Origin of the sequence: Thiocapsa roseopersicina (genome assembly GCF_900106925.1) — a bacterium.
Lineage (GTDB): Bacteria > Pseudomonadota > Gammaproteobacteria > Chromatiales > Chromatiaceae > Thiocapsa > Thiocapsa roseopersicina.
Window position 1 is genome coordinate 1 of the sequence record NZ_FNNZ01000040.1, and the last position, 24,741, is coordinate 24,741.

The following is a 24,741-nucleotide window of genomic DNA, read 5'->3' on the forward strand; positions in this document are numbered from 1 at the left end:
CCACACCCCGGCCGCGCGAGACCGGGGGAGCGCTTCGCCGACCCCTATCACGCAACTTGATCGCGAAACCATCAAAATCGCTGACCGCACTCATCGGCGCCCGTCGCGGCAGCCCCCGGCGAGGCGGTGGCCACACCCTACTTCGACTTCGTCCCGAAGGCCCTCTCGCAAGTCGTCACACGGTAGGTTCAAGCCGCGGAGTCCACATCGGCATCGGCCACCGCGGCGATGAGCTCGGGGCACTCGTTGCGGACATTCCCCACCGCACGCGAGACCGGGTGTATCGCCAGCCGCTCCTCCGGACAAGGTATGAGCAGCTCCGAGAGCCGAGCCGGGTCGGTCGCGGGATCGAGCCAGACGTCCACGACCCGGGGCGCCAGGATCACCGGCATTCGGTCATGCAGCCGTTGGATTCGGTGATTCGCCTCGGTCGTTACGATGGTGAAGCTGTCGATCACCTCTGTGTCAGCGGGTCGGGGCCAGCGCTCCCAGAGGCCGGCGAAGGCCAGGATGGCGCCGTCCGGAACATGGATGAAGTAGGGCTGCTTGCCGTCCGGGCGCTTGGCCCACTCGTAGAAACCGTCGGCGGGAATAATGCAGCGCCGCGCACGATAGGCGGCTCGAAAGGCCGGCTTTTCGGCCAGCGTCTCGGCACGGGCGTTGATGAGTCGGGCAGCGATCGTCTCGTCCTTCGCCCAACTTGGCAGCAGGCCCCAGCGCAGGGTGTGGAGGACGCGTTCCCCGCTCGGACGCCGACGGATCACCGGCAGCCATTGCATCGGCGCCGCGTTGTAGCGCGGTGCGAGGTCCTCGCTCTCGATGGTGACACCGAAGAGGTCGGCGATGGCATCGGCCGGGCTGTATAGCGCGTAGCGTCCGCACATGGGCGGGGCCTCCTGGATCGGTATTGGGTTGCTCGGACGCCTGCACGACCGCCCGGGGCACCTGTGGTGTGCGGTCCACTGCCCATTTTTGGACGACGATCCTTGAGGAGGCATCGGCGCGCGAAGCAAGTTTGCATTCTCGGGTGATTTCCACGAAAGGCACAACACAGGGGCGACTTGAGTCGCCCCGACCTGCTCAAGATGCGACTCAGGACCGCAGCAACCCCCGAGCGCGCACCACGGCCGCGTTTTGCGGCGTCCCCGGTCCATTCAGATCATAGAGGCTGACGGCGAGATACCTGGCCTGCCAAGGCGGATCGAGATGACCGGCATTTTCGATCATCGCCTCGATGAGCTTGTAGTCGTGATAGCCGAGGTTGCGGTCCACCGTGTAATGCCGGGCCAGATCTCGGAAGGCGGCCTGCTCCCCGTTGCCTTGGAAGTAGGCCAACGCCTTGCGGGCGGCGGCGTCTCGGTCGATACCGATGGCGTCAAAGATCTCGCCGAGCTGCCGCTCCGGCTCGGCCGCGGGGTCCTCGGACTCCAATTCGTCGATTCTCAAGGGGCGCACCCCGCTGCCGAGTCGATCGCGGAACAAGGGCATAAAGGCGGCCGCCTGCAGCATCAGCATCCTGCGCGTCTGATCGTCCCCGCTCCGGCGGTAGCCTTGGTGCAAGGCTTCGGCGGTCGTATTGGCGTGGATCGCGATGATGCCCGGCTGCCGCAGGAGCAGCTCCCCGGCAGCGAGAATGATCGCCGTCCAGAGGGTCTGCGGGTCGACGCCCTGCCGAACCGCGGCGGCGGTTGCCCGCGCCGTGTCCCCGGCGGTGCCCTCTCGGAAGGTTACGAGCAGATCCGGGATCGCCTCCGGCGTTGGCGTCCCCGTCCGCCAGTCCGACGGGAAATCCTCGGCGAGCTCGAGATTCTCCCGCCAGGGCCGATCGGCGGCCAGATCGCTTTGCGCGGGGTTGGGCTCGTCGGCGTGGTTTTGCATGGCATAGGTCAGGGATCGCAGGACGGGCTCGGCACCCGACCAACCCAATGTGTTCAGCAACCGGTGGCAGCTGATCGCCGTGATGGCCTTGTGTCCGATACTGCGGAAATCGCGTGCGGCATAGCGAAACAGCAGGTCGAACAGGCGCTCTTGCGGAACCGCTCGGTAGAGTCCGACGATCGCCCGGTCCGCCGCCTCGGGATCCCAGCGCTCCACGGCCGAGACGAACGCGTCCTCGGCCTGGCCCGGCGCCGGCACCCGATCCATGTCGACCGGATCCATTCGCCAGCCGGTCTCGCGTGATTCTTTCGCCTGGCTGACCTTGAGCACGTCGGCCGCCCACAGCAGAGACGGCCAACGATCCTCGTCGCGACCCTGCATGGCGGTGCGCTGCACGGCATGCATCATCATGAAGGCGTGGTACTTGAAGCCCACCACCGGGTAAGGCGAGACGGCGCGGGCCGCGGCCTCGGCGATGGCGACGAGCAGCTCCCGGTATCCGAGCCCGGCACGGATCTGTTGCACCAAGTGTTCGGGCAGACGCTCGCGATCGGAGTCCAGGAGCAGCGCGACCAGCGCATCATGCGGAATAGCGGCGCTCGGTCCGGCGCCGGCGGTCGTCTCCATGGCTTGAGCAACGCGTCGGGACGTCAAGGTTGTCGCCAAGGTGCCGATCAGGAATGTCCGCCGATTGGTCGTCATGTGGGATCACCTCGTGTCTGAGGGTGCTGACGACGGATGTCGTCTCGCGCCTCGTCGCGCCGAGTCGGGCGCCCCATGTGCGCGGATCACGCCGTCACGCGATAAGCTCGACGGCGATCCGGGCCATCCGGTCGGGCCTTGGTCGGCAAGGCATGGCGAGGCATTCGTCGTGTCATCCACATCCGACAGCGGCCGGCGAATTTGGATCGCCTCGGATGGCGGTTGAGGCCCCACCCGAAGGCAGGTCGTGTGTCGCATCGCACGGCGATCGCCGAGCGTTTCGGCGTGGACGGCGGCCAACGGACCAGGCGGCCGGATCGAAAGCGTCCGGGCACACTCGGCGCCTTTGCGGCTCAAACCGGAGAGGGTCCATTCTCGGACCCGACCGATCGAAACGGAGGAGACAATCCGATGCCATTGCAATCCAATAACCCCTACACCGGCGAGCCCCTGGAGCAAATCGAGACGATCGACGAGACCGCACTGGAGGCCGCGCTCGACGCGGCGGCGCGAGCCGCATCGTCTTGGGGAGCCCAGACCGTCGCCGAACGCGCGCACCTGCTGCATGAGATCGCCGCGCTCCTACGCGCCAGAACCCCGGATTTGGCCCGGCGGATGACCTTGGAGATGGGCAAGCTGATCGGCGAGGCCGAGGCCGAAATCGGCAAGTGCGCGCTGGTCTGCGACTACTATGCCGAGAACGCCGAACGACTGCTCGCCGACGAGCCGATCGCCTCCGATGCCTCGCGCAGCATGGTCGTCCATCAGCCGCTGGGGCCCCTGCTCGCCGTGATGCCGTGGAACTTCCCGTTCTGGCAGCTGTTTCGCTGCGCCGCACCCGCAATCGCGGCGGGTAATCCAGTCCTGCTCAAGCATGCCTCGAACGTCCCGCGCTGCGCCTTGGAGATCGAACGATTGTTCGAGGACGCGGGCGCCCCGGACGGGGTCTTCAGCACGCTGCTGATCGATGCCCGCCGCGCGGAGGGTGTCGTCGCCGACCCGCGTGTCCGCGGCGTGAGCCTCACGGGCAGCGACGCGGCGGGCCGACGGGTCGCGTCCATCGCCGGCGAGAACCTGAAGCGGACGGTGCTCGAGCTCGGCGGCTCCGACGCCTTCGTGGTGCTGGACGACGCCGACCTCGACGACGCCGTCGCGACCGCCGTGCGCTCGCGTTTCTTGAACGCCGGCCAGAGCTGTATCGCGGCAAAGCGATTCATCGTCGTCGACGCGATCGCCGAGGCGTTCGTCGCGCGCCTGCGCACCGCGATCGAGGCGCTGGTTCCGGGCGATCCCCTGGACCCGAAGACGACCTTGGCACCGCTCGCGCGCGCCGATCTTCGCGACGCACTCCATGAGCAGGTGCTCGCGAGTCTCGACGCCGGGGCGCGTCTGGTCCTCGGCGGACAGCCTTTGGATCGCCCCGGCTGGTTCTACGCAGCGACCTTGCTCGATGCCGTCGTACCCGGCATGCCGGCCTACGACGACGAGCTGTTCGGCCCCGTGGCGACCGTCCTGCGCGCGGCCGACGAGGACGAGGCGCTAGAAATCGCCAACGACACCCGGTTCGGGCTCGGCGGCAGCGTCTGGACCCGCGACAGCGCTCGCGGCGAGCGCTTTGCACGCCGGATGGCGTGCGGATGCGCCTTCGTCAACGGACTGGTCAAGAGCGACCCTCGCCTGCCCTTCGGCGGGATCAAGGAGTCCGGCTACGGCCGCGAGCTCAGTGCCTTGGGCATCCATGAGTTCGTCAACGCCAAGACCTTGTGGATTCGCTAAGGCAAACGGCGAAAAAATCGAGAGGTGGACGGAGTGCGGACACCAGGAAGCACGACATCCGTCGACGGTGGTTGGGTCGTCGGTTGCCTGGACATCGGACACCGGCGGGGAGCGAGCCCGCTCCCGGGCCAGGCAGCCGCCTTGTCAACGCACCGCCCCACCAATACACTCCTCGTATGCACCGCCCCATCGATCCCAAAGTCGACTGCGTCTTCAAGACCCTGTTCGGGTCCGACGACCATCGCGACCTGCTGATCCACTTTCTCAATGCGCTGCTCGCCGAGGATCTCGCCGCACCGATCACCGCCGTCGACATCCTCAACCCCTACAACGAGCGCGAGACCCTCGACGACAAACTGACCGTCGTCGACGTGAAGGCGCGCGACTCGGCACGGCGAATCTTTCAGATCGAGATCCAGCTCCTCGTCTTCGCAAACCTGGCCCCGCGCATCCTCTACACTTGGGCGGATCTGTTCAGCCAGCAACTGCAAAGCGGCGGAGACTACCGCGCGCTGCAGCCGGTCTATGCGATCTGGATCCTCGACGCGACCCTGTTTCGGGATCGGCCCGAGTACGCGCATCGCTACCGGTTGCTTGACGACCGCGGTCGAGCGCTCGTCGATCACGGGACCATCCGCCTCTTCGAATTGAGTAAATTCGACGTTGACCCGGTCCAAAGCGATGCCGAACGCTGGCTGAAATTCCTCAAGGACGGAGAGAGCCTGGATTCGACTCGGCTCCCCGCCTGGATGCAACCCCCAATCATGAGGTCCGCCATGAGCACCTTGAACGCCTTTTCCGAGAAGGAGCGCGACTACCACCGCTATCAGTCGCGCCAAGAGGCCCTGCGTGTGCAGCGCGCCGTCGCATACGAGCTCGAAGAGCGGCGCGCCGCCGAGCAGGCCGCACTTCAAGCCGCGGAGGCCGCACTTCAAGCCGCGGAGGTCGAGCGACAGGCCAAGGAGGCCGCGCTCCAAGACAAGGAGGCCGCGCTCCAAGACAAGGAAGCTGCCCTCGCCGAGATCGCCCGCCTCAAGGCGCTTCTGGACCAGCAGACGAAGCGCTGACCCACTGAAGACCGCGACCCCTTATCGCGCGCCTCCCGGCTGAAGGATCATGAGGCCGATGCCGAGATGCTCCGCGAGCAGCGAGCGATACGGGCTGGCGCTACGCCGCTCCCGGCAGATACAGCGAGACGAAACGGTCGATCATCGCGTTGACCTGCTCCGGGACTTCCAGGGCCAGGAAATGCCCGGAGCCAACCGCTTTGGCCGTCACCAGTTGCGGGCACAGCTCCGAAAAGGCATCCAGGTCGGCGAGGAGATGCGCCGCTTGGATATAGAGAACCGGGACTCGGCAGGCCTTGATGCAGTCACGCGCCCGATGCGCGTTCCACGGGAAGATCCCCTCGAACGTGGAGACCATCACATGCTGCGGTGTGGCGAGAAAGGTCTGCTCCACATGGGCGCGGCAGTGATCCGTCGGCAGACAGGAGTCCGCAACGATCTTCCGGATCGCGTCAGCGAAGCTCGCCCCCTCGAGTCCCTTGAGATAGTCTTCAAACACGGCGCCCGCCGAGTCCGGAAAGAGCACGCCCGAGTCGAGACAGACGACACCGGCAACCAGATCCGGATGATGGGCCGCGACCTCCAACGCGATATTCCCGCCCAAGCTCTGACCCGCGATGATGGGTTTCTCCAGACCGAGCTGCGCACAGAGCCAGGCGATATCCTCCGCAAGGCCTTCGATCGAGTACCCCTCCTCCGGCTTGTCGCTGTCGCCATGTCCACGAAGCTCCGGGATCAAGACGCGACCCTTGCGGGAGAAATACGCCATCTGCGGGGCGAAATGGCTGCGATCCCCGCCGAGGCCATGGACAAAGACATACTCGGGCGCTCCGACACCCGAGATGTCGAAGGACAACTGGATACCTTCACGGGCCAATTTCATGATTGATCCCCCCGGTTGATAGAGCCGGCCATGAGTGGCCGGGGTCAGGCAATCCGCATCGGCTTCGCGGCCGGCGACTTCGCCTTCATCCTTCCGGACGCGATACAACACTTCGGCATCGCCCATTAGGCCGGCCACCCAAAACTTCTGGGCTCTTTCCGCCCGCTCAACGGGGCACTCTGGCCGGAGTAACGAACATGATCCTCGCGTCGCTGCATCGCGTTGGCGATCGAGCTGAACACGCCGGTATTGACCACCGATCGGGTTCGGATGAGGAAAGAGCTGGGATTGTAGGTGGACATCCCGCCGAGGCGGTACAGCTCGCACCGAGACACACCTCATGCTCCTTCGCTACCCTAGCGGCTACTCCCTGATGAGCACCACCTCTCGGGGCATGAGGATGCCGTGTGAGCAAACAGTCGAAGCCAAGGACTACATCAAGACGTTCGTCTGTGTTCTGATCCAGAAATGCAGGATAACAAAAACCTGCTAACTTGGCAGGCAAGATTCAGGTTGTTTATTTACAAAATATCCCAATGAGATCATGAAGAGCCTCTATCTGGGATATAAATTCTCATAACCTCTAGCCTCATAAACATCCCCTTTATAAGGTACGTTTCCTGGCCAATCTACTGATAGAGAGAACTCCCTCTTTGTGTAAGGCGGAACATCTATCTCGATTCTATACTTTCTGTCCTCTGAAACACTCTCAAAAGGGTTAATCTCACCTTTCGAACCACGCGCCACTATTAATTCCAGGATGCTTATCGTGAACTCCGTCACAGTCCAATCGGAATTCCCGTTGTAAATAGTGCCGACAAAATCGCCGAAATAATCGCCACCCCCCAACACGGATAGCTTTGCGGCCGCCTCCAGTGGCATCTCTACCGATTCAGGTCTTTCTTCCTTCTCCGGCGGGAATTTCTCAAGGCATGATTGACGCACCATTCGCGCTGCGAAATCGCTTTGAACTCCCTTCATTCCCCCGATAATACATTCGTCGTAATCGCTTGGAGTGAACCAGCCAGAGAAAGCAGATATTGGAATCAAGACAAGCGAAAAAAGCACCGAATACGCGATCATCCGATACATCCGAGCCTCCCTATTTTTACCTCTACACTTGCCGAATGAGTAGGCGTCGGCGAGCGCATGTGTAAGCTTCCGCCAAAACGCGATGACGCCCTCACGGTAACTCCGGATATCCTCATCAAGGAACGGCAGGGTCGAGCCTTGCTATAATCCATGTGGAATTGCAAGACCTCACCCCTATTCTCGAAGCGGACGCTGTTGTACTGGGCTTTACTTTACTCGGGAAACCGAGGACGGACCAGAATGGCACCAAGTTAAGGGCTTAGTCAAAATATATCAGCAAGTTATGCTAGGACTCCCGGGTTAAGATCCTGACTTTTCAGACGCGGCCCCCTGGTTTTCGTGCATCCAAGTGGGATTCGGAGTCTCTGGCGCCCGCAACCGCGCCCTACAAGTGGCTGATTTATAAAGCTCGCCTCCTTATCTTAGTACCATTCAGGACGGACCACAGTTTTTTCTTATTGACTCGGGAAACTGTGTTCTGTGCCTGAGGCATCCCCAGAATAACGTAAAGTTTTTCAGTGCGTTAAATAGCATTTTTGGTGCAGGATTGAACATGCACGAGAGGTCGTTGTCCCTGGAAAGCGACGAAACCCGCCAGGAGACCCCCCGTGCATGCAGGAACCATCTTACACCGCTGCCTCGATCCGTTGCTGCAGTCGATTCACCGCACACGTCTCGCGACAGTGTTCGCCGCGGTGGCGGCCTGCGTGAGCGGGCCGGCGTTGTCGTTGACCGATGTGGGACGGCGCTTCGGCGGCACCGTCGGGCTGCGGCACAAGATCAAGCGCGCCGATCGCCTGCCGGGCAATCGGCATCTGCACCGGGAGGCCAAGTCGATCTACCAAGCCTTGTGCCGTGTGACGCTGGCGCGCGTGCGCGAACCGCTGATCCTGATCGACTGGTCGGATCTGAAGGCCGACCAGTCGCTGCACTTGTTGCGCGCATCGCTGCCGGTGGGCGGACGCAGTCTGACCCTGTACGAGGAGGTGCACCCGCAGAAGAAACTCAACAATGCGGCGGTGCACGCACGCTTTCTGCGACACCTGGATACACTGATACCGCCGGGAGCGACGCCGATCATCATCGCCGACGCGGGTTTCAAGGTGCCCTTCCACCGCGAGGTGGACGCGCTGGGCTGGCGCTGGGTCGGGCGGGTGCGCGGGCGCGACTTCGTGCGGCTGAAGTCGCGCTGGAGCAGCTGCAAGACGCTTTTCGGGCGTGCGACGGCCACCCCGACGGCGCTCGGCGAAGGCGATTGGGTACGCAGCAATCCGCTGCGCGCCGTCTTCGCCTTGGTGCGCCGCGTGCCCAAGGGACGTCGCAGCAAGACCGCTTTCGGGAAGCGAGCGCGCTCCAAGGCCAGCACGCAGAACGCCCGCAGCGCCAAAGAGCCCTGGCTGCCGGGCGCCTCGACCCGCTTCGCCGAGTGGCCCGCCAAGCGGCTGGTGCGCCTCTACGCCCAGCGCATGCAAATCGAGCAAAGCTTTCGCGACATGAAGAACTTGCACTTCGGAGAGGGCTTGGAGCGCAGCCGCTCGCGCGGCACCGAACGCTTTACGGTGTTGGTGCTGATCGCCTCGCTGGCCGCCTTTCTGCTCTGGCTGATCGGCACGGCGGCCGAGCACGCCGGTGTCCACCGCCGGCTGCATCCCGGCAACGGCAAGCGCCGCGTCTACTCGCGGGTCTTTCTCGCGCGTCTGCTGCTCGTCCTCGACAATACCCGTGATGTGCTCGATGAGCTGCTCACGGCCATCGCGCCACCGGACCGATGGGTTGCGAGCGACCATGGCGCCCTGCTCGCCGACGGGGCCAACGGGGGATGAATTCGTGGGGATACCTCAGGGACAGACCAGAATGGCACTAACTTAGGCTCTCCCGGATCTCACGGGGTTATGATATGTTGGATAAAAGCGGCATGAATAAAAGAATAAAAGGGGACAGATTTATTTTCACCGTTCACTCAGTCACAAGGTCGACGGGAGGCACATGTTAATGCCTATTTGATTGGCTTGATGCCAAGGTCTTTGCAGATTTTGACCGCGAGAATGTCCTTGATTTCGCTGTGCCGTGGTATGGACGACCGCTTGTTTTGAGCGGGATTAAACCACCAAGAATGACTCCCGCCTTCCCGGAGTAGCTCGCAGCCTTGTGAGCGCAAATATTTCAGAAAAGCGCTCCGCTTCATACTGCTATTTTTTCTTCTGTGTAGTTCGAGCCTGCGGCAGAAATCGCATCATCACGGTTGAATTGCAAAGCTTCTTGCAGAGTTATACGAAGAGAGCTCAGCAGTTCTTCGTGCGTCCTTTCTTGGCAGTTCACACCGGGGACTTCTTCTATCCAGCCAACCCACCAATCATCATCTTGCTTCACGATGGCAGTGTAAACGGGGTTCATTTCTACCTCTTTAGAAATAAAAGGAACAGATATACTTCCCAAATGATCCGACCTAGACGGGGCAACCTGGCGCCTTGGCGATGAGAGGAAAGCTCTCCGGCGTGCGGATCGACTCGACCGAGAGATCAACATCGAGTGCCGGCCAATAAAGATGGTTGTCGGTTGGCCGTTCAACGTCGGACAGTTGTTCGATCATTGCGGACTTGAACCACGGGAAGGCCGAAAACGGCACCACAAGCTCCTCGTCGTCAAGCACAAGCCAGAAGCCGTGTTTGGAAACGTTGGTGACTTCAGCCGCCAAAGTGACGATGCCAGGCATCTTGAATCTCCTGAATAGGCGCTTCGACCACGACCGTTCGCCCTGTTTATACAAGCTTACTGCGAATCGGAAAACGGCGACACCGAAAGCGGGCCATGTTGGTCGCTCCGGCCATCGTGGCACTTGGCGCAGAGCGCCAAGGGGCATGCGTGACACCGCGGAGCGGTGTCACGAGTTCTGGAGGGTTTGGGTGTCCGGTCTGACGGATGAGGCCCACGGCGACAACGAGAGCCCAAGGCCAACGGGTGCAACGCCCGATCAAAAAAAGGCCCGGTAAGACCGGGCCGAAATGTCTCCCTAAGGAGGAGACGAGGAGGACTCTGGGGGCCGAGTCAGCCGCGCTGCGTTCGCTCGGTGCTTTTGGCGGACAGGGACCGACTCGGCGTTGTCCGGGGCTCGATGCCGCTCACTTGGCCGTCACGCTTGCGACGAGTGCCGGCTTGGGTTCCTGCAGCGACGGCTTGAGGATCAGCAAGGCAACCGTCGTCAGGATAGTGCCGACGGCGATGGCGAGCGCGTACCAAGCCAGGTGGCTGACGGCGTTCGGGATGGCGAGGACGAAGACGCCGCCGTGGGGGGCGCGCAGCCCGACGCTGAAGTACATGGAGAGTGCCCCGGCGGCCGCCGAGCCGAGGACGGCGGCGGGGATGACCCGCAACGGGTCTTTGGCGGCGAAGGGGATGGCGCCTTCGGTGATGAAGGAGAGCCCGAGCACGCCGGCGGCCTTGCCGGCTTCGCGCTCGGCCTGGGTGAAGCGGTTGCCGCCGACGAGGGTGGCAATCGCGATCCCGAGCGGCGGGGTCATGCCGGCGGCCATCACGGCGGCCATGGGCATGAAGCTGTCGCTGGTGAGCAGTCCGACGGCGAAGGTGTAGGCGGCCTTGTTGACCGGGCCGCCCATATCCACGGCCATCATGCCGCCGAGGATGAGGCCGAGGATGACGGCGTTGGTGGTGCCCATGCCCTGCAGGAAGGCGGTCAGGCCGTCCATGATCAGCTTCACCGGACCGCCGACGACATAGATCATCAGCAGGCCCACGGCCAGTGTGGACAGAAGCGGGATCACCAGCACCGGCTTCAGCCCTTCGAAGTTCTTGGGCAGGTTGACGTGGTCGCGGATCACGAGCGCGATGTAGCCGGCGAGGAAGCCGGAGACGATGCCGCCGAGGAAGCCGGCCTCGAGGTTCATGGCGAGCATGCCGCCGACCAGTCCCGGGGTCAGGCCGGGTCGATCGGCGATGGAGTAGGCGATGAAGCCGGAGAGGATCGGGATCATCAGCTTGAAGGCGGCACCGCCGCCGATCTCCATCAGGGCCGCGGCCAGCGAGCCCTCGACCTTGAACGCCTCGATGCCGAAGACGAAGGAGAGCGCGATGCAGAGTCCGCCCGCGACCACGATCGGCAGCATGTAGGAGACGCCGGTCAGCAGGTGCTTGTAGACGCCTTCGAGATGGCGCTTGCCGGCGCCCGACCCTGCCCCTGTGGTCGGCGCGGCAGCGACCGGCGCGGCCCCGCCGGCGACGGTTGCCTCGACCTTGGCGCGATCGATCAGGGCCGCCGCGCCCTTGACGGCCGCTCCGACCGACGTGGTGTAGACAGGCTTGCCGGCGAAGCGACCGGTGTCGACATGGGTGTCGGCGGCGATGATGACCAGGTCCGCCGCGGCGATCTGCTCGGCGCTGAGCTGATTCTTTGCACCCACCGAGCCCTGGGTCTCGACATCGATGCTGTCCCCGGCCGCGACCGCCGCCTTCTTCAGCGCGTCCGCGGCCATGAAGGTGTGGGCGATGCCGGTCGGGCAGGCGGTGATGGCGACGATGCGCCGGCCCGCCTCGGCTGCCGGCGCGACCTCGGCGGTCGGTGCCTTCGGCGGTGCCGTCGCGACGTTCGAGCCCGGACTCTGAGCGAGCCCAGGCACCAGCGCCAACAGCTCCTCGATGACGGCCCGGCTGTCGCGAATCGCGCGGCCGGTGGAGACGGTCAGCGTCGGCTTGTCGCCGAAGGGTTCGAGCTCGACATGGATGTCCGCGGCGATGAGCAGCGCATCGGCGGCGGCGATAGCCTCCTCCGAGAGCCGATTGGTGGTGCCTTCGGCGCCGTGGATCTCGACCTGGATCTCGTGACCCATGAGGGCCGCGGTCTTTTTGATGGCCTCCGCGGCCATCAGGCTGTGGGCGATGCCCGTCGGGCAGGATGTCACTGCGATGAGTCTGGCCATGGTGTGCTCCGGAATCGGTTGGTCCGCGTGCGTGGGCTCGGCCTGACAGGGCCTAAGCGAGGGCGTCGAGTGCGCTCACCTGCACGCGGGCGGCGAAGGATTCGACGACCTCGGCGCCGGGCAGGTTGGGACCCAGCTCGCCGAGCGCGCCGAGCGAGAAGGCGGTCGCCAGGCGCGCGCGTCCGGCCAGGTCCAGGCCGTGCAGCGTGCCGACGACGAGCCCGGCCACCATGGCATCGCCCGCACCGACGGTGCTCTTGACCTTGATGGCCGGCGGGGTCGCGAAGACCGCCCCGCCGCGCTCGACGAAGAGCGCACCGGCGGCCCCCATCGACACGGCAACCAGACCTACGCCCTGCTCGACCAACAATCGGGCGGCGGCCAGCACCTCGGCGCGTCCATTCAGCGGCCGGCCGACCAGCTCGCTCAGCTCCTCGATATTCGGCTTGATGATGTCCGGGCCGCAGCCGACGGCCTCGGCGAAGGGCGCGCCGCTCGCGTCGAGCACGACCTGCTTGCCGCGTGCCTTGAGACGCGTGACCAGCTCCGCGTAGATCGTCGCGTTCACCCCGGTCGGGACACTGCCCGAAAGCACGAACCAGTCGGTGTCCGCACAGAGGCTGTCGATGGTCTCGGTCAGACGCAGCAGATCCTCCGGACGCGGCTCCAGGCCGGGAAAGTTGATGTCGGTGACCTGGTCCAGGATCGGATCGACGATCTTCACATTGACTCGGGTGCGTCCGGGCAGCCGCACGAAGCGGTCCTCGATGCCCTTGCGGGCGAAGAGCGCGACGAAGGGCTCGGCGTTGGCGGCGCCGAGCAGACCGGTGACGGCGACCGGCCGACCGAAGTCGGCTAGGAACGAGGCCACGTTGACCCCTTTGCCGCCGGCATCGGACTGTTCCTGCTCGACACGGTTGACGCGCCCGGCGGTGAACTCTGGCACCCGTGCGGTCTGGTCGATGGCCGGGTTCAGGCTCAGCGTGGCGATCTTGATGCTGTTGGTCATGGTCCGGGTCTCCATCAGCGCAGTCCGCGCACGGCGGCGGAGGTGGAGCACGCGAGGGCGCGTCGCGCGAGACCGCGTGCCTGTTCCATCGACAGGCCCCGGATCTGCGCCTTCACGGCCGCGATGCTCGGGATGCTGACCGAGAGCTCGCGCACGCCGAGACCGGCCAGGATGACCACGCCGCGCGGATCGCCTGCGATGCCCCCGCAGACACCGACCCAGATCCCGGCCTTGTCGGCGGCACGCACGGTGGCGTCGATCATGCGGAGCACGGCCGGGTGCAGACCGTCGGCTTGGCGCGACAGCAGCGGGTGCATGCGGTCGACCGCCAGGCAGTATTGGGTGAGATCGTTGGAGCCGATCGAGAAGAAGTCCGCCTCGGCGGCCAGCTCCTCGGCCATCATCACCGCGGAGGGCACCTCGATCATGATGCCGATCTCGACCGGTGCGGCGCCGACCTCCAGACGCACCTCTTCGGTCAGGGCCTTGGCGCGCTTGAGCTCCTCCAGGGTCGAGATCATGGGGTACATGATGCGCACCGGGCCGTGCGCGGCGGCGCGGAAGATGGCCCGCAGCTGGGTGCGGAACAGCTCGGGCCGGTTCAGGCAGAGACGAATCCCGCGCTCGCCGAGGAAGGGGTTCTCCTCCGCCGGCATGGACATGTAGGGCACGGCCTTGTCGCCGCCGATGTCCAGGGTGCGGATGATGATGGGCAGGCCGTTCAGGGCGCGGACCATCTCGGTGTAAGCGGCGGTCTGCTCGTCCTCGCTCGGGGCCTGATCGCGGCCCAGGAAGAGGAACTCGGTACGCAGCAGGCCAACGCCCTCCCCGCCCGCCTCGACCGCTCGGCCGGCCTCCTCGGGTGCGGCGATGTTGGCGACCACCTCGATGCGTGCCCCGTCGGTCGTGATGGCGGGTTGGTAGCAGGCGCGACGCTCGGCCTCGCGTTGGGTGGCCATGTCGGCGCGGGCGCGCTCGGCGTTGGCACGATCCGCGTCGGTCGGGATCAGGACCAGGGTGCCGCTATTGCCGTCGAGCACGATCGGGCTGCCGTCTGCAATGTCGAGCACGGAGTCGCCGGCCCCGACCACGGCGGGGATGCCGAGTGAGCGGGCGATGATGGCGGTGTGCGAGGTCGGCCCGCCGGCGGCGGTGCAGATGCCGAGCGCCAGTGCCGGGTCCAGCCGGGCGGTATCGGATGGACTCAGATCGTCGGCGATCAGGATCACCGGCGTGTCCGGCAGCTTCGGCTCGTCCTCGATGCGCTCGGCCAGCATGCGCAGCACGCGCCGCCCCACGTCGCGCAAGTCCAGGGCACGGGCGGCAAGGAGCGCGTCCTGCTGCGCGGCCAGCACCTTGGCCTGCTCGCCGATACTCTGCTCCCAGGCATAGCCGGCGGAGCGCGCGTCTTCGCGAATCAGCAGCTTGGCCCGGTCGGTCAGACCCTGATCCGCCAGGAACTCGGCATGGGCGAGGAAGATGGCGGCCTTGCCAGCGCCGGTGCGGGCCTTGACCTCTTCGTAGAGCTCGGCAAGCTCGCGCTTGGCGGCCTCGATGGCCCGGTCCAGGCGCGTCAGCTCGGCGGCGGGATCCCGCGCGGTCGCAGCCACCACGATTTTGCCGCGTTGATATTGCCAGACAGGGCCAAGCGCCAACCCCGGCGAGGCGGCCACGGCGGCGACGCTCGGGCCTTCCCAGTCGATCCGCGGAAGTTCGGCGGAGCCGGCAGCGCCTGCGGTCTCCTCTTCTTCCTCGAGCCCCGAGTCGATGGCATCGCGCAGGGCGGCGAGTGCGGCATCGGCATCGGCGCCTTCGGCCATGACGCGAATGGTCGTGCCGGACTCGATCCCGAGGTTCAGGAGCGCGATCAGGCTCTTGGCATCGCCCGCCCGGTTGCCGTGACGCACCCGGATGGTCGCGCCGAAACCCTTGGCGATATCGACCAGTGCCGTCGCCGGACGCGCATGCAGACCATGCGGGGAGGTGATGACGGCGTCGAAGTGATTCGGCAGGTCATCCGGCAGTGGCTCCGCGGCCGGCTTGGCGGGTGCGGTTCCGGTGGACAGCCGTTGACCGATATCCGCCGGGTTGGTGGTCCGGGCGAGCCGCGCGGCCTCGGCCGCATCGCCGAGGACATCGGTCAGGTTGGTCAGGATCTGAAGATGCTCGTCGGACTTGGCCGCGATCCCCACCACCAGATGCACGCGGTCGCCCGGATTCCACTCCACACCGTCCGGCACCTGCAGCACGGCCACGCCGGTCTCCTTGATCATCCCGCGGTCCTTGGGCACACCGTGTGGGATGGCGATACCGTTGCCGAGAAAGGTGTTGGCCACCCGTTCACGCGCCAGCAGGCTCTCGACATAGCCCGGCTCGATGTAGCCCGCCTCGACCAGGATCCGGCCGACCTGACGGATGGCGTCGGTCTTGTCGACTGCGGTCGCGCCGAGACGCACCGCGGAGAGGTCTAGAGAGATCATGTCGGTCCTCCTCAGTTTTTGTTTTGGGAGCGTTTAGCTGTTAGCTGACGGCTGACGGCTGACGGCTGACGGCTGACCTACAATGAAACGCCGAACTGCATGCCGATCACGGTCGCATCCGGGATCTCGCCCGTCCCGCCGGGCTGCACGATGTATTGAATATCGGGCTGGATATAGGCGAACTTGGTGAGTTGGATGCGATAGCCCAGCTCCAAGACCCATTCGTAATCCGGGTCGCCGTTGCCCAGCGATACCTGCTCGGCGGCGTAGTCGTCGCTCAGCTTGCCGAAGGTGGTCCCGAAGATGAGGCGGTCTTGGTTACGCCCGGCGAAGGGGCCGACGTATTGGGCGCCGAAGCTGGTTTGGAAGGGTACGAGCGCCGGTTGCTGTTGGTTGGTATAGGCCAGGGTGCCGAAGAGATACAGTCCTTGGTCGGAACCCACGCGCTCCTGCGTGATCTGCTGATCCAGTTGGGCGTAATAGCGGATGAAGGTGTCTGTGGTCGTGCCCGAATCGAAATCGGGCATGTCGAAGTAGACGTTGTTCAGACCTAACCCGAAATGACCGGGTTTGGAGCCCCAGCGCCAATCCCATTCGAGCTGGGCCATGATCGAGACACCGTCGCTGGAGCGGAAGGTGAAGTCGGTGCCGTGCAGATCCGGATCCCACATCTTTTCCGTCAACTGGTAGACGCCGATCTTGGCTCGGAAATCATCGGTCGGCGCGTATTGGAAACGCGTGCCCCAAACGGCGAAGGGATAGGAGGTCATGACGCCGTCGAGCAACACGGCGCGGATCTGGCCATTGAAGCTGTTGGAGAGGTAATAGCCGTAGAGGGGCGATCCGGCGAAATCATCGGTTGCCGTGATGCGACCGAATTTGAGTGCGTACTGTCCGTCGGCCCAGCTCTTTTCCAGACTGACGTTGTAGAGGAAGTAGGTCTGGCCGCCGACCAGCTGCATGACGCTGTAGATGCTGCCCACGTCCTCGTCGATACTGGCGCCGGCCCGGTCGATGCCGCTTAAATTGAAGGTCCAGCCGTTCAAACCAGCCGCTTTGCCCAGATCGACCGTCATCCCCATATAGAGGTCGCCGGCCAGGGCCGTGCCCTGCTGGATGCCGCCGCCGACGTTGCTCGCGACGATGGCGTTGTAGTAGGCGAAGAAGTCGAAGCCCTTGGCCGCAAGCTCGGTGCGCTTGCCGCCCCAATCGCCGGTGAGATAATCGCCGTTCAGCCAACCGCCCGACGCGTCGGAAGAACTACTCGGCGGCAGAGGAACCTCGTCGCCGACGTTGACGTCTTCGGCCATCGCCGCGTTGGCGGCGATCATTGCGACGGTCAGGGCGGCGAGACCCAAAGTGGTGTTGGTGGTCTTCATCGTTGTCCTCTCTTATGGTCGGGGTTCGTCATCGACGGGTCCGTCCGGTACGCTTCAATCGAGCGCTTGGCCTGTCGCGTATCACAACCCTGCGGGATGAACGAACGATGACACGACTCCATGGCCTTTTTGTCATCTTTGTCATATTTGCCGCGCCGTCCGCCGCGCTGTGGGCGACGGGTGCCGACGGCGATGACCGCGCCGGGCAGATCAGCGGCGGTCCGAGTCTGCGCGTGCTCACCCGCGATACCACCGCCATCGGCGGTCCGGCCGAGCGGCACGGGCGAGACTTCGCGGCCGCGACCGGAACCGCAGTGGCGGTGACTCGGGTCCCCTTCGCGGACCTCTACGAGCGGATCATGCTCGGCTTCGTCACCGGTCACTTGCCCTTCGATGTACTCCTGGTCCCCTCGGCCTGGCTGCCGGATTTCGCGCCCTATCTGTCGTCGGTCCCGGACCGGATCATCGCCGGGCCGCTCGTCGGCGACATCCTTCCGCTCTATCGCGACGCACTGATGCGCTGGAACAACCGCTGGATGGCGTTAACTATAGATGGCGATCTGCACATGGGCGCCTATCGCCGGGATCTCTTCGAGGACCCGGATACCCGCGCCGCCTTCGCTGCGGAATACGGCCGTCCCTTGCAGCCGCCGCAGACCTGGTCCGAGTACCGCGACGTCGCGGCCTTCTTCAGCGGCCGACAAGGCGCAGACGGCAGCGCGCTCGCCGGTACGCTGGAGGCCTATGCGCGCGACGGCCAGCGGATCTGGACGCTCTTCAGCCACGCCGCGGCCTACACCAATCACCCGGACCATCCAGGCGCCATGTTCTTCGACCCGGACACCATGGTTCCGGCCATCGACAACCCCGGCTGGGTGCGCGCGTTGCGGGAGATGCTGGAGCTGCGTCGATTCGGTCCCGCGGACGCCGACAGACTGGACAGCGAGGCCGTGCGCACCCGCTTCGCCGCAGGACAGGCCGCGATGAACATCGACTGGGCCGATACCGGCGTGCTGGCCGGTGCGCTGGGCGGTGGAATGGCTGGGGCAATGGGCGGTCCAACGGACGGCAAGCAAGGCCGCGATGCGGATACCCGGTTCACGGAGGAGCCGCTCGCCAGCGCGGCCGGGACATCCGCCATCGCCGGGAATGTCGGCTTCTTCGTTCTGCCCGGAAGCCGCGAGGTCTGGAACCCCGCGAGCGGCGCTTGGGAAACACTGCCGGCCGTCCGCTCGGTCAGCTTCCTGGCCTTCGGCGGCTGGATCGGCGTGGTCCCCGCCGCCAGCCTCGACCGCGAGCAGGCCTGGGCCTATGTCGCCTGGTACGCAAGCCCGGAGCGCAGCGCGCGCGACCTGCTCGACGGCAGCTCCGGCATCAACCCCTACCGTCTCTCGCACCTCGACGACCCGGCACCCTGGCGGCGCCTGCTCGGCGACCGTCAGGCCGAGGACTACCTGCGCGTCCTGCGCTCCAGCCTATCCGCACCTCAGATCGCGCGCGACCTGCGCCTGCCCGGCTATCGCGCCTACATCGCCGCCCTCGAAGACCAGCTCGACCGCGTCATGACCGGGAGCGCAACACCCGAGGAGGGACTGCGCGCCGCCGCCGCGGACTGGGAGGCCCTCACCGACCGTCTGGGGCGCACCAGCCAGCGCCGACATTATCGGGAGGCGATGGGATTGTCTGAGACGGGCGATTGATCCGTCGATGTTCTCCGGCATCCAAGCCCGTCTGCTGCTGATCCTGGGCCTTGCGGCCCTGGCGATCACGCTTGCGAGCGCCATGGCGCTGATGGCGCTGCTGGAGACGCGTGCCGGGGTGGCGACGGTCATGGAGCGCGAGCTGCCGGCGTCCAACGCGGCCTTGGTCCTGGCACGCGTCGGCGAGCGGCTGGAGGACCGCGCTCCTGCGCTGCTGGCCGCGAAGGATGCCGAGGCGCGTCAACGCCAGACTGCCCTGATCAACCGTGACCTGCGCTCCCTGGCCAGCGAGACCGAGCGGCTGCGCGACCTGCATCCGGCCGGCAGCGACGGGGTTGCGGACATCGCCCGGCTGGCGCCCGAGCTGGCGGCGAACCTGCGGGATCTGGCCCTGGCGCTGGAGCAACAAGCAGCGCTCGGTGTCGCACTGCAGGACCAACGCGAGCGGCTGCTCGCCCTGCGCGAGCGCGTGCAGCAGACCCTGGGGCCGTCGATCCTTCTGGTGAGCGATGTCGTGGGACGGGATACGGACGTCGACCCTGGGCTCTTTCGCCGCGCGGCCCGCGCCCAGGGACCGCTTCTGGATGCGGAGCGCTTGGCGGGCTCGGCCTTCAGCGACCTGCTGCTCGGGGCCGAGTCGCCGAGCCTCGATCAGGTGCGGGTGTTCCGAGGCTCCTTCGAGCGCACCCGCGGTCAGCTAGCGGACCTGCTCCCGAGAATCCCGTCGGGACTGCGCCCGGAGCTGGCACAAGCAATCGCCGACCTGGAGGTGCAGCTTCAAGCCGACGGCGTCTTCCGACTGCGCGAGCAGGAGATCGCGACCATCGAGGGCGCGGAGTCCCTGGTGACCGCGAGCCGCGGCATCGCCGCAGCGCTCAAGACGCGGGTGGATGCGCTGGTGCACTCGGCCAGCGAGACCATCGCCCGGGCCGCGGATGCCATGGGTGACACCCTGCTGACCAATACACTGATCTTCGTCGCCGTCAGCATCGCGGTGGTGCTGCTCGCGACCCTCATCTCGTACCGGTTCCTGGTGCGCGACATCAGTCTGAATCTGCGCGCGGTGGCCCATGCCATGCAGCGCCTGGCCGGCGGCGAGCGCGACGCCCGGGTGCCGGCAATGGATCGGCGCGACGAGATCGGCGACCTGGCCCGCGTCTTCAATGTCTTCAAGGACAACGCCTTTCGGATGGAGACGGTGGAAGGGCAGCTGCGCCAAGCACAGAAAATGGAGCTGGTCGGTCAGCTCACCGGGGGCATCGCCCATGACTTCAACAACATCCTCGCCGCCATCCTCGGCAATCTGACCTATCTGGAGCCCAAAGCGGGAGGCGACCCGATGCTGCGCGAGCGTTGGCAGCGGGCCATGGGCGCGACGGATCGCGCGGTGCGCCAGGTGGAGCGATTGCTCGCCTTCTCCCGGCGCCAACGGCTGGCGCCCGAGGTCGTGGACATCAACGCGCTGGTCGGCGGCATGCTGGATCTGCTCGAGGTGAGCGTCGCGGAAGGCACCGAGCTGAGTGCCCTGCTCGCCCCGGACCTGCCGCGTGTGCGGGTCGACCCCGGACAGCTTGAGAATGCGCTGATGAATCTGGTCATCAACGCACGCGATGCATTGGACGGCGGCGGTCGGATCAGCGTGACGACCGCGGCTGCCGGTGACGATGCCGTCGAGGTCGCGGTCGAGGATACGGGTCGCGGCATCCCCGCGGACGTCCTCGAGCGCGTCTGCGAGCCCTTCTTCACCACCAAAGCACCCGGCAAGGGCAGCGGACTCGGGCTCAGCATGGTGTACGGCTTCGCCCGTCAGTCCGGGGGCGAGATGCGGATCGAGAGCCGCATCGGGGAAGGCACGACCGTGCGCATCCGGCTTCCGGTCGCCGAGCCTTCAGCGACGGTATCCGAGCACATCGCAGATCCCGTCCGGGACGCGAATCCACCGCAGGGCAACGGCGAGTGCTTGCTGGCGGTCGACGACGACAGCGAGGTGCTCGCGACCACGGCCGATCAACTCCGAGGTCTCGGCTATCGCGTCCTGACCGCGGGCGACGGGGCGACGGCCTTGGAGCTGCTGCAGCAAGAACCGGCGATCCGCCTGCTCTACACGGATGTCGCGATGCCGGCGCCTTGGGACGGGGTCAGTCTGGCCCGCGAGGCCAGATCACGCCGGCCGGAGCTGGCGATCCTGTTTACGTCCGGCGAAACGCGCGAGATCCGGGACCCGTCCGCCGCGCTGCTCCGCAAGCCGGTCGGCCGGGAGCATCTGGCACAGGCGGTGCGGCAGGCGCTCGATGACGAGTAACGGTGTGGAGACGTCCTGGAAACCCCCGTCGTCTGCGTCACCTCGACATCTTGAACGGAGCTGCGTAGTCAGCTATAAGAAAGCAAAAAGGGACCCTCATAGCTCGGCCGACAAGTGCTTGACTTGAAGGTGTAACCCGAGACGTTGGAGGTGTCCCCATGAGTAAGCGTAGATATCACAGCATCGAGTGCAAGCAAATGGATTGGCAACGGTTATGCGAACAGGCGGGCGGCGAGCGCATCGTGTTCGCCATTGATGTGGCCAAGCATGATTTCGTGGCGGTCCTGCAGGTGCGAGCGGGGGAGATCCTGGCCCGGCTGAAATGGGTGCACCCGCAGGAAACCCGCACCCTGCTGAGGGGGCTTGCACAGTTGCAGGCGCGCGGCCCGGTCGAGGCGGTGATGGAGTCGAGCGGGACCTATGGCGATGCCCTGCGTTGGCAGTTGCAGGCGCTGGGCGCGAGCGTCTACCGCGTCGGCGCCAAGCGCGTGCATGATGCCGCCGAGGTGTTTGACGGGGTGCCCAGCCTGCACGATGCCAAGGCGGCCGAGATCATCGGTGAGCTGCACCTGCAGGGGCGCACGCAGCCCTGGGTGGAAGCAGACGCGCGCCGACGTGGTCTGACGGCGCAGCTGCGCCGGTTGCGCCAGTGCAAGGCGCGCTACCAGGCTGATCTCAACCGGCTCGAAGCGCTGTTGAGTCGGCATTGGCCGGAGAGTTTGGTGATCCTGGATCTCGACAGCGTCACGTTGCACCACCTGCTGGCCAGCTATGGCGGGCCGGCCCGGATTCAGGCCCACGCGTCGGCGGCGCGGACCTTGATGGAGCGGATCGGGCGCCCCGGCCTGCGCGAGGAGACGCTCGCCGCGCTGTTGGACAGTACCGCCACCACCTTGGGGCAGCCCACGGTGGCGGAGGAAGACGCCCTGCTGCGCTGGCAGGCCAAGGGACTGATCGAGACCCACGGGGAACTGCGTGCCGTGGAGCGAACGCTCGAGCAGGCGGTGCAGGCCGATGCGGCGCTCACGCCCATGGCCGAGGTGGTCGGGCGCGTCACCAGCGCGGTGCTGGTGGCCAGTCAGGGCAGTCCGCTGGACTATCCCGATGCCCGCAGCTACTGCAAGGCGCTCGGGCTCAATCTCAAGGAGCACAGCAGCGCAACCCACCGGGGGCGTTTGGCGATCACCAAGCGCGGTCCCGCGGTGGCCCGGTTCTACCTCTATTTCGCCGCGTTGCGCCTGATCGCCCGCGACCCGGTGGTCGCCCGCTGGTTCCAGGCCAAGACCGCGCGTCCCGGTGCGATCAAGGGCAAGCAGGTGGTCGAGCTGATGCGCAAGCTCGCCAAGGGACTCTGGCACCAGGCCCATGGAAGGCGTTTCAGCACCGACAAATTGTTCGATCTTTCGGCCGTCGCCGGTGCGTAAGGCGCTGAGGCGACCCCGCAACGGCAGCCACAGGAGACCTCGGCCATGTTGATGTAAGCGCAGATCCCACACGGGCATCACCGGTCTTTCCCCGGCGTCGACCTCCGACCCAACCTCAAGCCGCCGTGCAGGCTCCAACGTAGTCCTCGAGGCGGCGCCCGGGATAGCCCATGGGCCACTTGCCCCATGAAACTGATCCGATGCCGCCCCCGTGCGGACATCCCATGCGAGAGGTTTGGTTAACCCCATGGGTGCCTATCCGGAAATGCCGACCAGCCCGTGAACGCGCAGGTTGCACGAAGGCAATGGCTCGTTTGCGATAAGAGGAGCTTATCGGAATCGACCAACGTTTTCGTGCGGCCTGAGGGGGGTGGGGACATTAAATATATTGATTTGCTTGGCTTATGAGAGGTCGGGTTAGGCGCGCTTGGTATGCGTTCTCGCACTTGCTTGGAGGCTTATGGCGCGCCGTAACCCGACGTGACGGCGGAGATCGTCGGATTACGCTGCGCTAATCCGACCTACGCTGCCCCATCTGCTCTACGTCGGCATCGAAGACATAGCCTGCTCCGCGCTCGGTTCGGATGAGCCTCGGCGCGTGGCTGTTGGACTCGATCTTTCGACGCAGACGCATGATGAGAACGTCGATGGTGCGATCGAAGACATCAGCCTCGAACGAATGGGTGCGCTCGAGGAGATGCTCGCGGCTCAAGACCCGGCGCGGGGCATCGAGGAAGGCTTCGAGCAGCAGAAACTCCGCATTGGTCAGAGACACCGGATTACCGTCGGGGTCGGTCAGGAGACGGGCTGAGAGATCCAGCATCCAGCCGGCGAAACGCCTGCAATCATGTCGTGGGGATGGCGTCGGCGCGGGCATCATCGCACCGGAGGAGGTGCGTCGCAGCACGGCCTTGATGCGTGCGATCAGCTCGCGCGGGTTGAAGGGTTTGACCACATAGTCATCGGCGCCGATCTCCAGCCCGACGATCCGGTCCACGTCCGAGCCCATGCCGGTCAGCATGATGATCGGGATCGTCGAAGCGGCGCGCAGCCGCCGGGCAATCGTCAAGCCGTCCTGATCGGGCAGCCGGATATCGAGCAGAATGATGTCGGGCGTGCGTTGCCTCAGCAGCTCCGCCAGCTCCGCGTCGCTGCCGGCTTGGAGCACATCCCAACCCTGCTGACGGGCCTCGTGCGCGACCAGGTCCCGGATATCCGGATCATCGTCGACGATGAGGACCTGAATCATGCGAGCACAAAGACGCAGAAGAGGCTCAACAGCGCATCACCGTATCTGCGGATGCTGGCCGAGTCGATGTCCGAACCCGAACGGAGCAACGGTTCGAAGACCGTCGTACGACAGCGTTTTCCGCCGCCTCCCCCCGAATCAATAGCGCCCGCCGGTCTTGTGCATGTAGTTCGCGAGCTCGTTGCGCTCGAGGTTGACCCGCATCAGGTTCGTGTGGGTGATGCGGAAGATCGCGCGCATCACCTTGTAGACCAGGCGGGGATGGGCCTCGACAAGGGCCTCGAAATCATCGGGCTCCAGGGTAAGAACGCTGCTGTCGTCCTCCGAGCGCAAGGCTGCCTTGCGCGCGGAGCCATCGACGAAGGCTCGGGTCCCGGCGCACTCGCCCGGACGCATCCGATATAGAGACTCCTCGACCCCGCCGACCGTTTTGCAGACGCACAGACGCCCCTCCGCCAGCAGAAACAGGGTGCGCCGCTGCTCGTCCTCCGAGACCAGCAATTCCCCGTTGGTCAGCCTGACGAGACCCATGTGCTCCGCCAGAATCGACGCTTCGCTCTCGTCGAGCTCGGTGCCGAGCACCGAGCTGCGCACTATTTCCGCCCGATCCATCTGATTCATCGACCGATCTCCCGTTTCTCTCCGACACAAAGGACAGTGTGCAGTCATCGTGCGCGAGCGCAGCCGGTGCGCACGCGGATGAAGGTCCCGTGAGTTTAGCGCGTCGGATCGGGATGTGCCCCGTCGGTGAAGCACGCCGGGATGCGGTCAAGGGCATCCCATTACACACAACTTTAAGTGTACAGGCTAAGATATCGCTTTTGGACGATCTCCGGGGGCGTCGATGGGCTGGGCAGAAGCGGAATTTC

General features: G+C 65.3%; 19 protein-coding genes. 6 read left to right on the plus strand and 13 right to left on the minus strand.

Annotated elements, in window-relative coordinates; all coding sequences use genetic code 11:
* Nucleotides 1–188: 188 nt before the first annotated feature.
* A complete protein-coding gene (locus tag BLV04_RS22525; protein ID WP_093038106.1) occupies nt 189–884 on the minus strand; it encodes an SOS response-associated peptidase in 696 nt (231 codons plus the stop codon).
* Between the two features lie 208 nt (nt 885–1,092).
* A complete protein-coding gene (locus BLV04_RS22530; RefSeq protein WP_093038109.1) occupies nt 1,093–2,580 on the minus strand; it encodes a hypothetical protein in 1,488 nt (495 codons plus the stop codon).
* A gap of 411 nt (nt 2,581–2,991) precedes the next feature.
* On the opposite strand from BLV04_RS22530, the gene BLV04_RS22535 reads away from it, so the two are divergent.
* Both BLV04_RS22535 and BLV04_RS22540 read left to right on the plus strand, forming a co-directional pair.
* The gene (locus tag BLV04_RS22535) at nt 2,992–4,356 is read left to right on the plus strand and encodes an NAD-dependent succinate-semialdehyde dehydrogenase (RefSeq protein WP_175534763.1); all 1,365 of its coding nucleotides are present in this window, start codon (nt 2,992–2,994) and stop codon (nt 4,354–4,356) included.
* Nucleotides 4,357–4,532: 176 nt separating this feature from the next.
* Nucleotides 4,533–5,423 (plus strand): Rpn family recombination-promoting nuclease/putative transposase, encoded by an 891-nt coding sequence (locus BLV04_RS22540; protein WP_093038112.1) that lies wholly within the window; start codon nt 4,533–4,535, stop codon nt 5,421–5,423.
* A gap of 100 nt (nt 5,424–5,523) precedes the next feature.
* On the opposite strand, the gene BLV04_RS22545 is transcribed toward BLV04_RS22540, so the two are convergent.
* Together BLV04_RS22545 and BLV04_RS24625 are read right to left on the minus strand one after the other, a co-directional pair.
* Nucleotides 5,524–6,306 (minus strand): alpha/beta fold hydrolase, encoded by a 783-nt coding sequence (locus tag BLV04_RS22545; RefSeq protein ID WP_093038153.1) that lies wholly within the window; start codon nt 6,304–6,306, stop codon nt 5,524–5,526.
* A 555-nt stretch (nt 6,307–6,861) separates the two neighbouring features.
* Nucleotides 6,862–7,398 (minus strand): hypothetical protein, encoded by a 537-nt coding sequence (locus BLV04_RS24625; protein WP_139192011.1) that lies wholly within the window; start codon nt 7,396–7,398, stop codon nt 6,862–6,864.
* Nucleotides 7,399–8,006: 608 nt separating this feature from the next.
* Here BLV04_RS24625 and BLV04_RS22550 point away from each other — a divergent pair.
* The gene (locus BLV04_RS22550) at nt 8,007–9,221 is read left to right on the plus strand and encodes an IS4 family transposase (protein ID WP_093038115.1); all 1,215 of its coding nucleotides are present in this window, start codon (nt 8,007–8,009) and stop codon (nt 9,219–9,221) included.
* Between the two features lie 173 nt (nt 9,222–9,394).
* On the opposite strand, the gene BLV04_RS22555 is transcribed toward BLV04_RS22550, so the two are convergent.
* The 7 genes from BLV04_RS22555 to BLV04_RS22585 form a co-directional block, all read right to left on the minus strand.
* The gene (locus tag BLV04_RS22555) at nt 9,395–9,583 is read right to left on the minus strand and encodes a type II toxin-antitoxin system HicA family toxin (protein ID WP_093038118.1); all 189 of its coding nucleotides are present in this window, start codon (nt 9,581–9,583) and stop codon (nt 9,395–9,397) included.
* Complete coding sequence (locus tag BLV04_RS22560; protein ID WP_093038121.1) at nt 9,580–9,792, minus strand: type II toxin-antitoxin system HicB family antitoxin; 213 nt, start codon at nt 9,790–9,792, stop codon at nt 9,580–9,582. The genes BLV04_RS22555 and BLV04_RS22560 overlap by 4 nt, the downstream gene beginning before the upstream one ends.
* Nucleotides 9,793–9,844: 52 nt before the next feature.
* Nucleotides 9,845–10,111 (minus strand): DUF2442 domain-containing protein, encoded by a 267-nt coding sequence (locus BLV04_RS22565; protein ID WP_093038124.1) that lies wholly within the window; start codon nt 10,109–10,111, stop codon nt 9,845–9,847.
* Nucleotides 10,112–10,517: 406 nt separating this feature from the next.
* Nucleotides 10,518–12,329, minus strand: a complete 1,812-nt coding sequence (locus tag BLV04_RS22570; RefSeq protein WP_093038127.1) for a PTS fructose-like transporter subunit IIB — start codon at nt 12,327–12,329, stop codon at nt 10,518–10,520.
* Nucleotides 12,330–12,381: 52 nt separating this feature from the next.
* Nucleotides 12,382–13,338 carry a 1-phosphofructokinase gene (pfkB, locus tag BLV04_RS22575; RefSeq protein ID WP_093038156.1) on the minus strand — a complete coding sequence of 319 codons (957 nt, stop codon included), beginning with the start codon at nt 13,336–13,338 and terminating at the stop codon, nt 12,382–12,384.
* A 14-nt stretch (nt 13,339–13,352) separates the two neighbouring features.
* Nucleotides 13,353–15,818 carry a phosphoenolpyruvate--protein phosphotransferase gene (ptsP, locus tag BLV04_RS22580; RefSeq protein WP_093038131.1) on the minus strand — a complete coding sequence of 822 codons (2,466 nt, stop codon included), beginning with the start codon at nt 15,816–15,818 and terminating at the stop codon, nt 13,353–13,355.
* 77 nt (nt 15,819–15,895) lie between these two features.
* Entirely contained in the window at nt 15,896–17,197 is a 1,302-nt protein-coding gene (locus BLV04_RS22585) for a carbohydrate porin (protein WP_093038134.1), read from the minus strand.
* Between the two features lie 107 nt (nt 17,198–17,304).
* On the opposite strand from BLV04_RS22585, the gene BLV04_RS22590 reads away from it, so the two are divergent.
* From BLV04_RS22590 to BLV04_RS22600, 3 genes are all read left to right on the plus strand, one after another.
* Nucleotides 17,305–18,897 (plus strand): extracellular solute-binding protein, encoded by a 1,593-nt coding sequence (locus BLV04_RS22590; RefSeq protein WP_093038136.1) that lies wholly within the window; start codon nt 17,305–17,307, stop codon nt 18,895–18,897.
* A gap of 7 nt (nt 18,898–18,904) precedes the next feature.
* A complete protein-coding gene (locus BLV04_RS22595; RefSeq protein WP_093038139.1) occupies nt 18,905–21,199 on the plus strand; it encodes a hybrid sensor histidine kinase/response regulator in 2,295 nt (764 codons plus the stop codon).
* 158 nt (nt 21,200–21,357) lie between these two features.
* The gene (locus BLV04_RS22600) at nt 21,358–22,623 is read left to right on the plus strand and encodes an IS110 family transposase (protein WP_093038142.1); all 1,266 of its coding nucleotides are present in this window, start codon (nt 21,358–21,360) and stop codon (nt 22,621–22,623) included.
* 511 nt (nt 22,624–23,134) lie between these two features.
* Here the strand turns inward: BLV04_RS22600 and BLV04_RS22605 are convergent.
* Both BLV04_RS22605 and BLV04_RS22610 read right to left on the minus strand, forming a co-directional pair.
* Complete coding sequence (locus tag BLV04_RS22605; protein WP_093038145.1) at nt 23,135–23,872, minus strand: response regulator; 738 nt, start codon at nt 23,870–23,872, stop codon at nt 23,135–23,137.
* Between the two features lie 138 nt (nt 23,873–24,010).
* Nucleotides 24,011–24,493: a Crp/Fnr family transcriptional regulator gene (locus BLV04_RS22610; RefSeq protein ID WP_093038147.1), complete on the minus strand. Its 483-nt coding sequence runs from the start codon at nt 24,491–24,493 to the stop codon at nt 24,011–24,013.
* Between the last annotated feature and the right edge of the window lie 248 nt (nt 24,494–24,741).